Genomic DNA, 12698 nt, shown 5'->3' with positions numbered 1-12698 from the left:
CCGACCTGCGTTGCTAGGGTCGTGTGGCACCTCACGGTGCAGACTTACCAATCAAACGTTCGCGACGAGTGAGGCGAGATGAGTACCAACCCGTTCGATGACGAAGACGGACGCTTCTTCGTGCTGGTCAACGACGAAGACCAGCATTCGCTGTGGCCGACGTTCTCCGAGGTCCCCCAGGGATGGCGTGTCGTCTTCGGTGAAGACACCCGCGCCGCGTGCTTGGAGTACGTCGAGAAGAACTGGACCGACATGCGTCCGCGCAGCCTGCGTGAGGCCATGGAGGCCGACGCTGCTGCACGCGCATCCGCTGAGGGAACCCCCAGCACAGAGGCCTGAGTTCCGCCTTCTACGAAGGACTCGTACCGCGCCGCCGACGAACAGTCGGTCGGCGCGGTTCTTCTGTGCGGCGAAGCGTCGGGCGCAGTAGTTCCTCGGTGCGCGCGATGATGCGTGGCCGACGCAGGGTGCGGGCACCCCACTCGCCCAGTGTCACTCCGGCGGCCAGACCGCAGCCGACGCCGAACGCCGCGAACAACGAGCTGATGCCGAGTAGCAGCTGGTCGTTGAGGATCGCGTACAGACCGCGGTACAGCGCCAGGCCGGGGAGCAGGGGAGTGATGCCCGCGACGGCGACGATCAAGGGCGGAATCAGCGCGCGACGGGCCAGCAGACCACCCGCGAATCCGACGACGGTGGCAGCGATGGCCGAGGCGATGATCGGTCCCACATTGAGCGTCTGCGACAGCAGATACACCAGCGAGCCCGCGAAGCCGCCCATAAAGGCAGCCGTCAGCGCCCGCCGCTCGGCGTAGCAGGCCAGTGCATAGAACAGTGACGCTGCTGCGCCGGCGATCACCTTGGTGGGGACCTGCAGGATGTCCGGTGGGGCCAGGTTGCTGATCTGCGGCAGATCGCTGCCGATCAGCGCGGCCAACCGCAGAGATGTCGCGACGCCGGCGATGATGCCGCCGGTCATCATCAGTACCTCGAAGAATCTCGACACCGCCGTGATCGGGGCCCCGGTGATCGCGTCCTGCACCGAGCCGACGAGGGACAGGCCCGAGAGCAGCACGATCACCCCGGCCGCGATGATCTGAGACGGCGAGATGCTGATGTTCAGCTGGTCCTGGAAGTTGTAGAGCGTGATCGCCGGTGTCGCCGCCACGAAGCCGCCGACAACCTGCTGGAAGAAGAACGGCAGACCCGCGCGGTTGAGGACGCGTCCGATGCGGTCGATCACCATCGTCGTCAGGAAGCTGACCACAGCCACCAGCGCGCCACCGCCGAGCAGCACACTGATGGCCGCGGCCATGCCGGACCACGCGAGGGTGGCGATCCACCGGTTGTACGGGTGCGGAGCCTTGGTGATCTCGTCGAGTCGCTCGAGCGCTGCACTCGGTGGCACCATCTTGACGCGCACGGCACGAATGAGACGGTCGACTTCGGCCAGACGTGTGAAGTCCATCGAGCGGTAATGCACGATGCGCATCGTCGACGCCGGAGGACGCGTCGGGCCGCGGTGCGCACTGAGGGTGATCGAGTTGTACGTGACGTCCACATCGCAGCGTGCGAGGCCGTACGTCGCGGCGATGAACTGCACCTGGGTCGCCGTATCCATGGCCGCCGTGCCCGAGGCCAGTAGTACTTCGCCGACGCGAACCGCGAGGTCCAAGACCTCCGCAACCGACGCATCGTCGGTCAGATCGATCGGACGAAGAGGTGACGGTGCAGCGGTCGGCGTATCGATGGTGGCCCGACGCTCACCGGTGAGACGGCTCAGCGAAGCCGTCAGGTCTTGCAGGAAAGTCATGACCGTCTTTACACGTTGCTGGGGTGATCCACCGACAAGGTACCTGTTGACACTGAGCGTCCGATGAACGGATATGATTGCCTCGCTTCACTGCCTCCTTAGCTCAGCGGTAGAGCACTCGCCTTGTAAGCGAGCGGTCAACGGTTCAATCCCGTTAGGAGGCTCTTTCGGACGGCTCTGACCAGCGAAAACGGTTGGGGCCGTCTCTTTTTGGCCTATCTCGGCCGCTCGTTTCTTGCGCGAGCCCGGTTCGTCCACCTGGGTTTATGTGTCGCTTGTGAGCTGGGGTTTTGCCGGTTCGGCGGCAGGATGTGTTGCTCGATGTCACAGAATGTCACAACTCGTTGCTAACTCATCGGTGAGCATTCGTGTGGATGCAGGTGGATGCACTCGTACTGTGCAGCAGGCGCTGAGGCTGGATTGCGGAGTCGGGATGACTATCGGGTCTGTAGGCCTGAAGCCCGCGATCCGAATACTCACCAGAGATTGCCGTGACTTCGAGCGATGTTCGACGCCGTCAGGCCGGGTTGCCTTCCGAGTTCGCTCGACTTCCGGTGTGGATGGTGGGCGCCGCGACGGCGGCCGAGATCTACGCGCACCCGCGGGCCGAGCTCGTGCGGCTGACGGACCTGGGTCTGCTGCACCGGGTGGCGACGGGTTTCTACGTGGCGGTGCCGGACGGTCGGGTCGGGACCGAGTGGATGCCTGGCTTGGAGCTGCGGCGGCTGGTATCGCGGTTGCGGCCTACAGCGCCGACGATGCCGTCGTGATGGGTGTCAGCGCGGCCCGGTTGCACGGTGCCATTCCGCGGGCGTTGGCGACGGCGGTGGTGGCTGTGCCGACGCGCCACGATCCGATTCGGTTGGCGGACCGGCAGGCGGTGGTTCGGTTCGTCGTGCGCGACACCGCACGTCTGGATGCGGAGCGCATCGATACCGAGTTGGGTCCGGTGTTGGTGACTACTGCGGAGCAGACGGTCTTGGATCTGGTGGAGCGTCCGGGGCCCGGTGATGCCGAGGGTGAGGTGTGGCCGGCGGTGGAGCAGTTGTATCGACGGTGCGATCCGGAAGTGCTGGCCGAGATTGCCGACGCCCAGAAGATGCGAACGACAGTGATGCGGTTGCAGGATCGGTTGGGGGAGAAGTAGTGAATCCCGACGAGCTGGACTCGGTGGCAACGCAATTCGGTGTCGCGCGAACCGGTCGAGCGGGTGCGTCGGGTCAACCCACGTTGCTGCAGCCCCGGCGTCGGCGCCGAAAGCGCTTCGACACTGTTCTTCACCGCGCGAAATTCCCGAAGGAGTCCACAGCGAAGCATCCTTCGCCACCCTGTGCAACGTCTCGCTGAATGCTGCATCATCAGGTTCGCACCACCCCACAGGCTCAAATGCGGTAGAAATCGTCCAGTGAACAACTCCCTCTGATGTACTTCGCTGACTCGTTCGTCCAACGACGAACGTACCCACGCCAAAGTCGAGACGCCTGTGCTGCGCCCGTTATGAATGCAGACACGTCTCCGGGCTGCGGTCATCTGCCCGAGCGAATCGCCTCTGAGAAGCGGCGAGCCACGTTTGCGATCTCTTCGGGAGTGGAGCGAACCGTGATGCCGAACCCTGAGCCGAGTCCGTTGTCGGATACTCCCACTGCGACATTGACGGACCGGCTCAGTAGGTCATCGGTGCGTGGGAGGTCCCCGGGCTGTGCAAACCGCGACCGTGCAGACCATCCGGGCCGGTAGGTGCGATGGTCTCGAATATGGTCCATGTTGCGGTAATTATGCCAACCAGTCTTGCTCAGAGGTTCGACGCCCAGCAAGGCAGCAGTCGAGGCTGCATGAGCCCGGTCGTCAAAAACGCTGGTAAGGAATGTCGCGCACTCGCCGTCATCGTTGAGACGTCTAGGGTTGACGCCTTCGACGTCATCTATGAGGGATCTCAGTAGTTTCTTCCGTTCGCGAAGGGCGACGAGTATGCCGTCGAGCTTGCGAAGCTGTGCGAGGGCGACCGCTCCGGTCAGCTCGTTCATCTTCAGGTTCTGTCCAATAAGACTCGGGTTCGTCTGGGTCTTCCCGGATCGCAGCGGTGTGTGCCCTTGGTCGTGTATGGCGAATGCACGCTCGTACAGACTGGGGTCCGATGTCGTGACCATCCCGCCTTCGCCGGCAGACATGACCTTGTAACGGTTGAACGAGAACGCCGCCAAGGTGCCAAGAGACCCCACGCGCCGACCCCGGAATGAAGCGCCCGCAGCCTGGCAGGCATCCTCGATCACGTGTAGCCCATGTCGGTTGGCCGCGGCCGTGACTGCATCCATGTCACACGGGTTGCCGAGCATGTGGACCGCGATGACTGCCTTGGTCTTGTCGGTCACCTTCCGTTCGAGGTCCTTCGGATCGATCGTCAGTGACTCGTCGATCTCGACGAGTACCGGTACCGCGCGCGCGTGGACGATCGCGGCGTAAGTGGCGACGTAGGTGAACCCCGGGACCAGGACCTCGTCACCCTCCCCGATCCCGAGCGCCTGAAGCGACACCAGCAGAGCGGAGGTGCCGGAGTTCGTCGCCACAGCGTGCTGGGCCCCGCAGAAGGCTGCGAACTCGCGTTCGAGGTCGAACACCTTGTGCTTGAACCGGGGGTCGTTCAGGTCTCCGAACCGTGAAAGATGCCCGCTCTGGAGCACGTCGAGTACCTGCGCTCGTTCTTCGTCACCGAAGCTGGCGGCTCCTGGTCCGACCATCGAACTGCCTCCCACCCTAAGTCGACTCGCCGCGATCGACGCGAAGACCACCGGGCACGTGACACGATCGCGTCATGGACATCGGTGTGGTCGATCTTCTGTCCCCGAACGCGCCGTCGGAGCTCGTGACCAGTGTCCACGAGACCGGGTTCGCTGTCCTCAAGAACTCCCCGATTCCGTCGGATCTGGTCGAGGCAATCTACCGCGAGTGGGAAGACTTCTTTCGGGGTGAGGCAAAGTTCGGATACCGATTCTCCCAGGACAAGCAGGACGGCTATTTCGCGAGACCGGTGCCCGGCGACCAGCCCTCGGAGGGCGCGATGGTAAATGGCCGTGACGACAAAGAGTTCTTCCACGTCTTCCCCTGGGGCCGGTTCCCGGTCGAGGTGAGCGGCCGAGCAATTGAATACCGCAAGCTCGCGATGAGCTTGGGTGCCAGCCTTCTGCAATTGCTCGGCGACGGGGCCCCGAAGTCTGTAGCGGCGAAATTCCCGATGCCGTTGGCCCAGACGCTTGTTGGCGGCAACGAGCAGACTCTCTTGCGGATACTGCGCTATCCGCCACTGGGCGATGACCGGACTCCGAGCGCGATGCGTGCCGGCGCACACAAGGACACCAATCTGCTCACCATCCTTGCCTGTGGCAGCGCACCGGGCCTGCAGGTGCGGGTCGGTACGACGTGGCACGAGGTTCCGTGGGACCCTTCCAGCCTCGTGGTAAACGGCGGCGTCATGCTTGAGCTACTCAGCGGCGGCTTCTACCCGGCAATCGCCCACCGTGTAGCAGCGCCAACCGGTAAGGCAGGGATGACGCCGCGGATGTCGATGCCACTTTTTCTCCACCCGGCGCCCGGCGTGGTCATCGACGGGACTCAGACGGCGGCCGAGTACTTGAACAGGCGGCTGGCCACCACATACGGCATCCGAAGTCATCCCGTGACCCGGACGAACTCAGCTTCGTCGTAGGCCGCCATCGCCTCGGACCGGATCGCCTGCCGCGCACTTCTGTTCCGAGAGACCAGCTTGAGAACGTACGATCCTGCTCCGCCATGACGCAGGTAGCTGACGACCGACCTCAGCGTCTGGCTGTCCGCAACGGGACAACATGCCACGGCCATCAGCGCGCCGCCAGTCTCCGACGCGTCGCGTGCGGTCAACGCTTTTGTGAGAATCTCGACGTCACCGCACGTAACATCGGGACGGGTAACTAAACTCCATGCTCCGAGCGCTAGAACAGTCGATGCGTCGTCTGGGTATGCCTCGACCGCACACTCAAGAGCAGCGGGGACGTTTCGGGACGGCGATGCAACGAGCTCGGCTAGGGCGGACGCGGACCGGTGCCGTCGGACGGTCTGCTCGATCACCAGGTCGACTGCTGCCTCCACCTCGCGTCGCGCTTGCAAGTAGGCCCCAGTGAATATTTTGGCATCCGAATGGCCAAGGGGACGGAGACGCTGTTCGCACAGGGCGAAGATCGTATCCAAGCTGCGCGGGGAGACGTATCGCTGCCGTACGTCGCCCGTCGCGTCAAACGTGGAGATGGCGGCATTCTTCACGACCTGGATCAGGTCGAGCGAACGGTACGGTCCAACCAGCCCGAGCTGCTCCTCGGCTGACGCGACGCCGTCTATGAACTCGGGTCCGGCTTCTCGGGATGCAGGCATCAAGCCGGTTCTGATGCGGTTGTAGAAGTTGAAGAACAGGGTTGTACGGGACGAGCCACTGCTGTACTTGACGTTCGGCCCATGCACGGTTCGCTTGTCGAGAAAATCGAAGTGGCGGTAATAAAAGTGCTCGGCGATCATGTTCGCGTGCTGCCGGTCGTAGGTGTTTGTCAAGGCGAGGATTCTGGTGACTTCGTCACCGACGGATGACTGCCATAGGGCGCGGCCGTCGATGAACTGGTTGAGGTCGATCAGTGTCCGGTCCGCGAGAAGTAACAGCCGCTGACATGAGATCGACCCTGTCTCGACCTGGTCGAAGCCAGCTATGGCAGGGATTGTGGGGAGGGTCTGGTCTCGTCGTGTCGGTTCTGCGCCGACGGCGAAAAGATCAAGATCGGAGTTGGGGAGCATCTCGCGCCGGCCGAGCGACCCGCCCGCCCACACGGCGTATTCCGGGCGTGCTGGCACGAGGGCGCGGAGGTAGGAGTCAGTCAGGGCACCCATGTCGTCCATGGCGGTGGTAGCTGAGTAGGTCGGTTCGGTGAACAAGCGGTGCGCTATCGCCCGCCGTCGACCGGAGAACTCGCCTGCCTCGATAGTGTGCGTTGGCCTATAGGTTTCTAGCTTCGAGTGGACCGTCACGGCCAGGTCTCCGACAAGGTTCCTGTCGCCTGGCCGTCAATCGTGTCGAAGATGCGGTCAAGCTCGACGACGACGAGCGCACGATCGGCGATGTCGATCCGGTCGGTGTAGTCGCTTGCGCGCTGCAGGACCGCGCTCGCCTGAGGAGGGAGGATCTGGTTGGCAAGGGCGACTAGGTCCCTGTTCGGTGTCTGTGCCATTTCGGCCAGGTCCAATAGACCGGCATGGACAAGGAGGTCCTTCGCCAGCTTCATCACGTACTTGTTGAACCGCGCGTCGCCCGGATTTCCCTGATCCAAAGCCATCACGCGCAAACGTCCCAGGTACTCCCGGATGGTGAACCGAAGTGAAGACCGCACAGCGTCCGGCGGCAGATTTCCGCGCAGCGATGCGTATACATCGCTGCCGTGCAACACGCGCCCGCTCGCGAGCACTGGGACGAAAAACGGACCCTTGGTGCCGTCCTGAAAATCTAGGTCGCCGGAATCGTCCCAGATGTCCTTCAGATACAGAATGCTCAGGTCGAGTCCTGAGAAGCCGGCCAGCACATGAGCAAGGGCCATCGTGGCGAGTACGTCAGGCTCGTCCAAGATCACCTGGATGTCCAGGTCCGATCCCGAGTGGAGGTCCAGGCCGTGGCTGTGCGACCCGATCCAGATCACCGACACGAGCCGGGCAGCGATGTCCGAGTCGGACGCGATGGCTGCGGCGAGGCTCGCGACCGTTGCCTCGGCGCTCACGGGATGCTCCTCTCGGCGGTGCGACGGGTGAACGCCTCGTCGGCAGTGAGTGCGAGGAATTCGCACCGCCACATCCGGTCAGCGCCACTGCTGACCAGTGTGACGGAGCAGTTTGAGGGCTTGGTTGCGTAGGTTTGCGCGTGTGTCCAGCCTCGAAGTCTGGAGACAAGCGCCCGGACGGCACCGCCGTGGGTGAACGCCAGGACAGGGCCGGGCCCAGGCGGCGGAAACGGAACAGTGAGGCTGTCGAGCCATTCGAGCATCCGTGTCGCGACGTCGTTCATGGACTCGCCGCCCGGCGGTCGGAAGTCTTTGCCCGACCGAGCGATCTGAGCAAGTACCTCGTCGTCGAAGGTCAGGCTCGCGACGCGTCCAAACCACGCGCCAACGTCCTGCTCGTGGAGGGCAGCTTCCTCGACCACCTCGGCACCGGACCCGGCCAGCCCAGCTGCCTGGAGCGCGAGGTCGGCGGTTGACCGCGCCCGGACCGTTGGCGATGAGTACACGGCTGCAGGGAGGAGACCGGCCTTACTTAACGAGACACCAACCCGCCTCGCCTGGTCGACTCCGGAACTGACGAGGGGGCTGCTCTCGCAGCGTCCGAGGATCGTGTTACTGGTCGCATTGGACTCAGACCGACCGTGGCGGACGAGGTAGACGTCCAGTTTGGGCTCCCTATCAGTCAAGACTCAGCCTCGCGGGACCCAAAGCTGGAAGGGCCCCGGGCGGCACGATTCTAGAGGAGACTGCTCGGTTCGGGTCGGCTCGTGCAAGTCGAGGGCTCAGGGCCCGGCGTCGCCGAAGTGCGGGGCGGCGAAGATGCTTTTGAGCTCTGGTTCATTGCAACGGTCGATGTCGAACGGGGCCGGTGCCTCGCCGCCGAACCACGGCGCGGTCATCCAGGTCAGGACGACGTCGCGCGTTCGGGCGGCCGTGACCGGAGTGGCGGCGTGCATCAGGGCTTCAGAGAAGAACAGGATGCTCCCGGCGCTTACCGAGGGCTGGACGACAATCGCGGTCGGTGCCAATTCGGCATACGTGCCTGGCCGGAGGTGGGTGCCGTCGAGGAACGCAGTGGCACCGAGCTCGGCCCCCGACGTGGTGAGGTAAGCCGCAACGACGACTGCCTGAGATGTCAAATGCGTGCCTGGTGTCCCGGGATGTCGGATGATCGAGTCTGGTGCAAAGTCGCGGTGCCAGTCCCAGGTAGACGGGTCGGCGAGCCGGTCGGGGTGCAGCGCTGTATGGGGATGGATGGTGGTCCTTAGGGCAATGCAGTGACGGAGGCGGGGCCTGTGTCCGACGAGCTGTTGGCACGCCGCGACCAGCCCCGGGACGCGGAACAGGTCGAGGAAAGCGGCCGAACGCAGATGAGGCTCGCTGAGCCCCTGCAGACCGTTGTCGGACTGCCAGGGGGTGACGTGTGAGAACGTCTCGTCCATCTCGCCGCGTAGGCGCTCGCACAGCGGTAACGGGACGACGCCGACGGCTACGACCCACCCGTGCTCGGAGAAGTGTAAGAGGTCTGTCTCGGACAGGTAAACACCGTCCGCACGTCCTTTGGGTCCAGGCACTGCATCCCATCTCGGTCGCGCCCCATTGTGTGGTGGCGGACTGTGCGCTGACGGATTGTTGTCCGAAGTCACGATAGACGTGCTGCGGGTCGAGGGGCATGATTGACCCGGGTGACGCGGAATATACGTGTTCAAGCGGGACGGCGCTCACCCGGTCGGACATAGCGGGCGTCCTCGCGTGAACAAGACGCTCTCGCGCAAGTGCGCTCGCGGCGGCTCGCGACGTTTGAGAGGACCGATGGGTGAAGGTGGGCGACCCGGCCGGCATGGCGGATGCGAGGACGCGAGCGAAGCGCCTCATTTTTCAATGGCAGGCGGAGCGACGCGTCGAGGATCTGCGTGCGGCAGTCGACGTCCTGCGTGAGTCGGTCTCGACCGCCGCTGACCCGGACACACGGGCCGCGTCTCGGGCCGATCTAGGAGCGGCGCTCCAGATCATGTACGAGATAGAGGGCGACAGCGTCGAAGTTGCCGTCGGCTACCTGGACGAAGCGATCGCCAACACTCGAGACCTGATCGAGGATCTGCCCGAAGGCAGACAACAGCGCCGCCAGTTCGCCAATCTCGCGAACGCGTTGCGTGCCAAACATGACGCCACTACTGACGCGCAGTCGGTCCTGGACGGTGTCGCTGCTGCGCGACGAAGTCTCGGTTGCGACGATCCCGCAGCCGAAATGTCTGAACGCACCTCGAACCTCGCGCTCTTGCTACGTGCTCGCTTCGTCCGCTTCGGTGCCTTTGGCGACATCAAAGAGGCCGTCGACCTGCTGCGACAGGCCGTTCCTGCGGCTCGTCCGCAAATCCGCCACCTCATCGTGAGTAACCTCGCCGACACTCTCGCGGTGCGCGGCTACCGGTTCCAGCGTGTGGCGGACCTGACCGAAGCGGTCCACCTTTCGGAGCAGACGCTCTTCGAGCATCAACCGTACGAGCGCGGGGGTCTGCTTACGAACGCAGGACTCGCCGCGCTTGAGCTCTATCGGGTTACCAATGAGTCACGACAGGTGCGCCGTGCCGTCTCGATGCTTGCTGCCGCGGTCGACGAGTACACGCCTGCCGTTGAGCTCAGCGCCCGGCTGGGGAACCTGTCCAAGGCACGTCGTCTGGCCTTCACTGCGAGCGCTGATCTCGGCGACCTGGATGCGGCGGTCGATCTCGCTCGCGAGGCGCTCAGCAAGGCTTCGCAAGTGCAGGATCGGGTGCAGTCCGCTGCAGGCCTCGCGCGGGCGCTGTGGGCGAGATGGGAGGTCACGACGGTCATCGCTGACGCAGAGGAGTCTATCGAATGGCGGGCGAAGGTCGCCTCTAATGGCTCGGCGGCCCCAGGCGACCGGCTCGACTCGGCACGTGTCGCTGGTGACTGCGCGACAAGGCTTGGGCGACATGAGTCCGCTGTCGCCGCGTACAGCCTGGCGCTCGACCTGGCTACCGTCCTAGGCTTGATCGGCCTCGACCGACGCAGTGCGGAATTTGAGACAGCGCGTCTGTCTGGCCTTGCCACTGACGCGGCGGCAGCCTCGGTCGCATCAGGCGACCCTGAGAAGGCACTGTTCGAGGTCGACCGGGGCCGCGCCACACTCTGGGCTGGGCTTCGCGGACTTCGCTCACGTCTGCCGGGCGTTGGTGGGTTAGACGGCCGTGCTGACCCACGCGTGGGCCTCGTGGCTCTCGCGCACCCCGGCAAGTGTGACGTCGGCAATGGCCCGTAATCCACGTGGGGATTCGCTGTGCAAAATCGCCATCCTGCGTCTCGGAGTCGGCGTGAATCACTTAGAATTCCGCCCATGAATCTCAGGACTGCTCCGACTATAAGAGTCGGCGTCCTCGGTTTCGGAAGAATGGGCGCGATACACGCTGAGGCGGTCGTGGCGTCCCCAGCCGCGAGGCTCGTCGCAGTGTGCGATACGAGCGTTGCCGCGCGAGACCGGGCGGCACGACTCCATCGTGTCCCCGTCTTCGACGACCTCGCCCACTTTCTGGGCCAAAGTCTCGACGCAGTAATTATCGCGTCGAATACGCAGTACCATGCCCGCCACATCGCGGCATGCGCCGACGCCGGCGTCGCTATCTTTACCGAGAAGCCGGTCGGCCTGACGTCAGAAGAGTCCGACCGTGTTCTTGCAGTGGTCGAACGTGCCCGCGTCCCATTCCAGATCGGTTACCAGCGCCGCTGGGACGCCGGCTATCTGGAGATGAAACGGCTCATCGACGCTGGCGAAATCGGTCGACCCGTCTACCTCAAGTCGTATGGCCGTGACCCAGACGCCTCGTCGCCGGCGAACTGGGGATTCGAGAAGAACGGCGGGCTGTTTGTAAACTGTGCCATCCACGACTACGACCTCGCCCGGTTCCTGTTTGGTCAGGAGATCCAGACCGTGAGTGCCACCGGTGCCGTCGCCGTCTACCACGGACTCGCCGAGGTCGGAGACATCGATACGTGCTCGACGACTCTGGCGCTGTCGGGTGGGGCCATAGCCGTGACTGAGTGGACTCGTTTCGCCTCTTACGGCTACGACGTCGCGGCTGAGGTTATCGGCACCGACGGCGCATTGCAGCTGGGCGGCGCACGGGCCGAGGGGCTCGCTATACGGCGCCGAAGCGAGGCGGCCGGGTCGGTCCTGGGCCGCTTCGGTCAAGCGTTCCGTTCGTCCATCGACGAGTTCGCGGCAGCCGTCCGCGAAGAGCGACTGCCGAGCCCGGGTGTCCACGACGCCAGGACGGCGCTGCAGGTCGCCCTCGCAGCGCGAGAGTCGTACATGAAAGGATCAGTGACGGTGCAGGTCCCGCTCCTTAAAGCGATCAGCCTCGACGGTCGGGGCGCGGATAGTCAGGCGGGCAAGTGCCCGCTACCTACGAGCGATGACGTCTACGTCACTGCTCGTCCTGGGTCGCCCCCTCGCTAGGGCTGGGTCTGGTCGCCGGAAATGCGGCGTCTTCGCCCTTGGCGTCCGACGGTAATGTTGTAGGCGGCGGCCCGCTCCATGGTTCCCCTGGTTAGGCAAGCCATCGAAGTCTGTGATGTCGCGCGGCCCGGATTCGGTATGGCCCGGGCGAGCCGTCTCGCGCCGACGCTCGTGCTGAGCAGGTCTTGTGATGGGACGGAGGACTGGGTGTCGATCTCGCCGGGGATCAGACGAGGCCGGCGGCGGTCTCGACCTCCTGGCGGCTGCGGTGACTCCAGCGGCGTGTCTCGATCTGGTCGCCTAGGTCGCGCGTAGCGCAACCGCGCCACCCGTGGCGGGTCCCTGCGGGTCCGGGGTCGGGCCAGCGCTGAACGCGATAGCGGTGAAACTGTCTTCTGGCAGGCGGTACAAGCAACCTGTCATGCACCGGGCATGTCGAAGTCATGCTCTGGAATAATTGGGGAGCGTGATTGCCTGCGGCGACCATGCGAGTAAGTGTCCTGGTCGCCGGACAGTTGAGTTGTCATACAGTCTGCTGCAGAATGTGTTCATGATCACTAAGGCGACGAGATGAGCGACGCCCGCCGCGTTATGCCTCGCGGCTCTGCTCGAGCAGCTGACGCGTACG

At 64.2% G+C, this 12698-nt stretch carries 12 protein-coding genes and 1 tRNA gene; 7 read left to right on the top strand and 6 right to left on the bottom strand.

The window, feature by feature from the left end; translation table 11 throughout:
• Nucleotides 1–78: 78 nt before the first annotated feature.
• Nucleotides 79–339 carry an MbtH family protein gene (locus tag CH302_RS01970; RefSeq protein WP_008710007.1) on the top strand — a complete coding sequence of 87 codons (261 nt, stop codon included), beginning with the start codon at nt 79–81 and terminating at the stop codon, nt 337–339.
• Between the two features lie 10 nt (nt 340–349).
• Here the strand turns inward: CH302_RS01970 and CH302_RS01965 are convergent, their stop codons facing one another.
• On the bottom strand, nt 350–1813 hold the full coding sequence (locus tag CH302_RS01965; RefSeq protein ID WP_037194100.1) for a threonine/serine ThrE exporter family protein: 1464 nt from the start codon (nt 1811–1813) through the stop codon (nt 350–352).
• 92 nt (nt 1814–1905) lie between these two features.
• Here CH302_RS01965 and CH302_RS01960 point away from each other — a divergent pair.
• From CH302_RS01960 to CH302_RS30495, 3 genes are all read left to right on the top strand, one after another.
• Nucleotides 1906–1977, top strand: a tRNA-Thr gene (locus CH302_RS01960).
• 327 nt (nt 1978–2304) lie between these two features.
• Nucleotides 2305–2583 carry a hypothetical protein gene (locus CH302_RS30500; protein WP_230596400.1) on the top strand — a complete coding sequence of 93 codons (279 nt, stop codon included), beginning with the start codon at nt 2305–2307 and terminating at the stop codon, nt 2581–2583.
• Complete coding sequence (locus CH302_RS30495; RefSeq protein ID WP_230596403.1) at nt 2583–2960, top strand: type IV toxin-antitoxin system AbiEi family antitoxin; 378 nt, start codon at nt 2583–2585, stop codon at nt 2958–2960. Before CH302_RS30500 ends, CH302_RS30495 begins: the two co-directional genes overlap by 1 nt.
• A 379-nt stretch (nt 2961–3339) precedes the next feature.
• Here the strand turns inward: CH302_RS30495 and CH302_RS01945 are convergent, their stop codons facing one another.
• Nucleotides 3340–4548 carry a DegT/DnrJ/EryC1/StrS family aminotransferase gene (locus CH302_RS01945; protein WP_037194101.1) on the bottom strand — a complete coding sequence of 403 codons (1209 nt, stop codon included), beginning with the start codon at nt 4546–4548 and terminating at the stop codon, nt 3340–3342.
• Between the two features lie 74 nt (nt 4549–4622).
• Between CH302_RS01945 and CH302_RS01940 the strand changes: the two genes are divergently transcribed.
• Nucleotides 4623–5513, top strand: coding sequence for a 2OG-Fe(II) oxygenase family protein (locus CH302_RS01940; RefSeq protein ID WP_052047968.1), 891 nt, complete (start codon nt 4623–4625; stop codon nt 5511–5513).
• Here CH302_RS01940 and CH302_RS01935 read toward each other — a convergent pair.
• The 4 genes from CH302_RS01935 to CH302_RS01920 all read right to left on the bottom strand — a co-directional run bounded on the left by CH302_RS01935 (nt 5477) and on the right by CH302_RS01920 (nt 9167).
• Nucleotides 5477–6853 carry a nucleotidyltransferase domain-containing protein gene (locus CH302_RS01935; RefSeq protein ID WP_037194104.1) on the bottom strand — a complete coding sequence of 459 codons (1377 nt, stop codon included), beginning with the start codon at nt 6851–6853 and terminating at the stop codon, nt 5477–5479. The genes CH302_RS01940 and CH302_RS01935 overlap by 37 nt on opposite strands.
• A complete protein-coding gene (locus tag CH302_RS01930; RefSeq protein WP_037194106.1) occupies nt 6850–7593 on the bottom strand; it encodes a hypothetical protein in 744 nt (247 codons plus the stop codon). Before CH302_RS01930 ends, CH302_RS01935 begins: the two co-directional genes overlap by 4 nt.
• Nucleotides 7590–8279, bottom strand: a complete 690-nt coding sequence (locus tag CH302_RS01925) for a histidine phosphatase family protein (RefSeq protein WP_080737434.1) — start codon at nt 8277–8279, stop codon at nt 7590–7592. Before CH302_RS01925 ends, CH302_RS01930 begins: the two co-directional genes overlap by 4 nt.
• A 96-nt stretch (nt 8280–8375) precedes the next feature.
• Complete coding sequence (locus CH302_RS01920; protein WP_037194108.1) at nt 8376–9167, bottom strand: phytanoyl-CoA dioxygenase family protein; 792 nt, start codon at nt 9165–9167, stop codon at nt 8376–8378.
• A gap of 242 nt (nt 9168–9409) precedes the next feature.
• On the opposite strand from CH302_RS01920, the gene CH302_RS01915 reads away from it, so the two are divergent.
• Both CH302_RS01915 and CH302_RS01910 read left to right on the top strand, forming a co-directional pair.
• On the top strand, nt 9410–10876 hold the full coding sequence (locus CH302_RS01915; protein ID WP_037194109.1) for a hypothetical protein: 1467 nt from the start codon (nt 9410–9412) through the stop codon (nt 10874–10876).
• Nucleotides 10877–10951: 75 nt separating this feature from the next.
• Complete coding sequence (locus CH302_RS01910; protein WP_082323789.1) at nt 10952–12070, top strand: Gfo/Idh/MocA family protein; 1119 nt, start codon at nt 10952–10954, stop codon at nt 12068–12070.
• Nucleotides 12071–12698: the final 628 nt, after the last annotated feature.

The organism is Rhodococcus sp. 15-2388-1-1a, from assembly GCF_002259145.1.
Lineage (GTDB): Bacteria > Actinomycetota > Actinomycetes > Mycobacteriales > Mycobacteriaceae > Rhodococcoides.
The sequence above is the reverse complement of the archived record's forward strand: the minus strand, read 5'-3'. Positions and strand labels throughout refer to the sequence as shown.

Excerpts from the sequence above, each read along its gene's own strand:
- CH302_RS01910 (WP_082323789.1), top strand. The coding sequence starts at position 10,952 with ATGAATCTCAGGACTGCTCCGACTATAAGAGTCGGCGTCCTCGGTTTC.
- CH302_RS01940 (WP_052047968.1), top strand. The coding sequence starts at position 4,623 with ATGGACATCGGTGTGGTCGATCTTCTGTCCCCGAACGCGCCGTCGGAG.
- CH302_RS30495 (WP_230596403.1), top strand. The coding sequence starts at position 2,583 with ATGGGTGTCAGCGCGGCCCGGTTGCACGGTGCCATTCCGCGGGCGTTG.
- CH302_RS01970 (WP_008710007.1), top strand. The coding sequence starts at position 79 with ATGAGTACCAACCCGTTCGATGACGAAGACGGACGCTTCTTCGTGCTG.
- CH302_RS01945 (WP_037194101.1), bottom strand. The coding sequence starts at position 4,548 with ATGGTCGGACCAGGAGCCGCCAGCTTCGGTGACGAAGAACGAGCGCAG.
- CH302_RS01965 (WP_037194100.1), bottom strand. The coding sequence starts at position 1,813 with ATGACTTTCCTGCAAGACCTGACGGCTTCGCTGAGCCGTCTCACCGGT.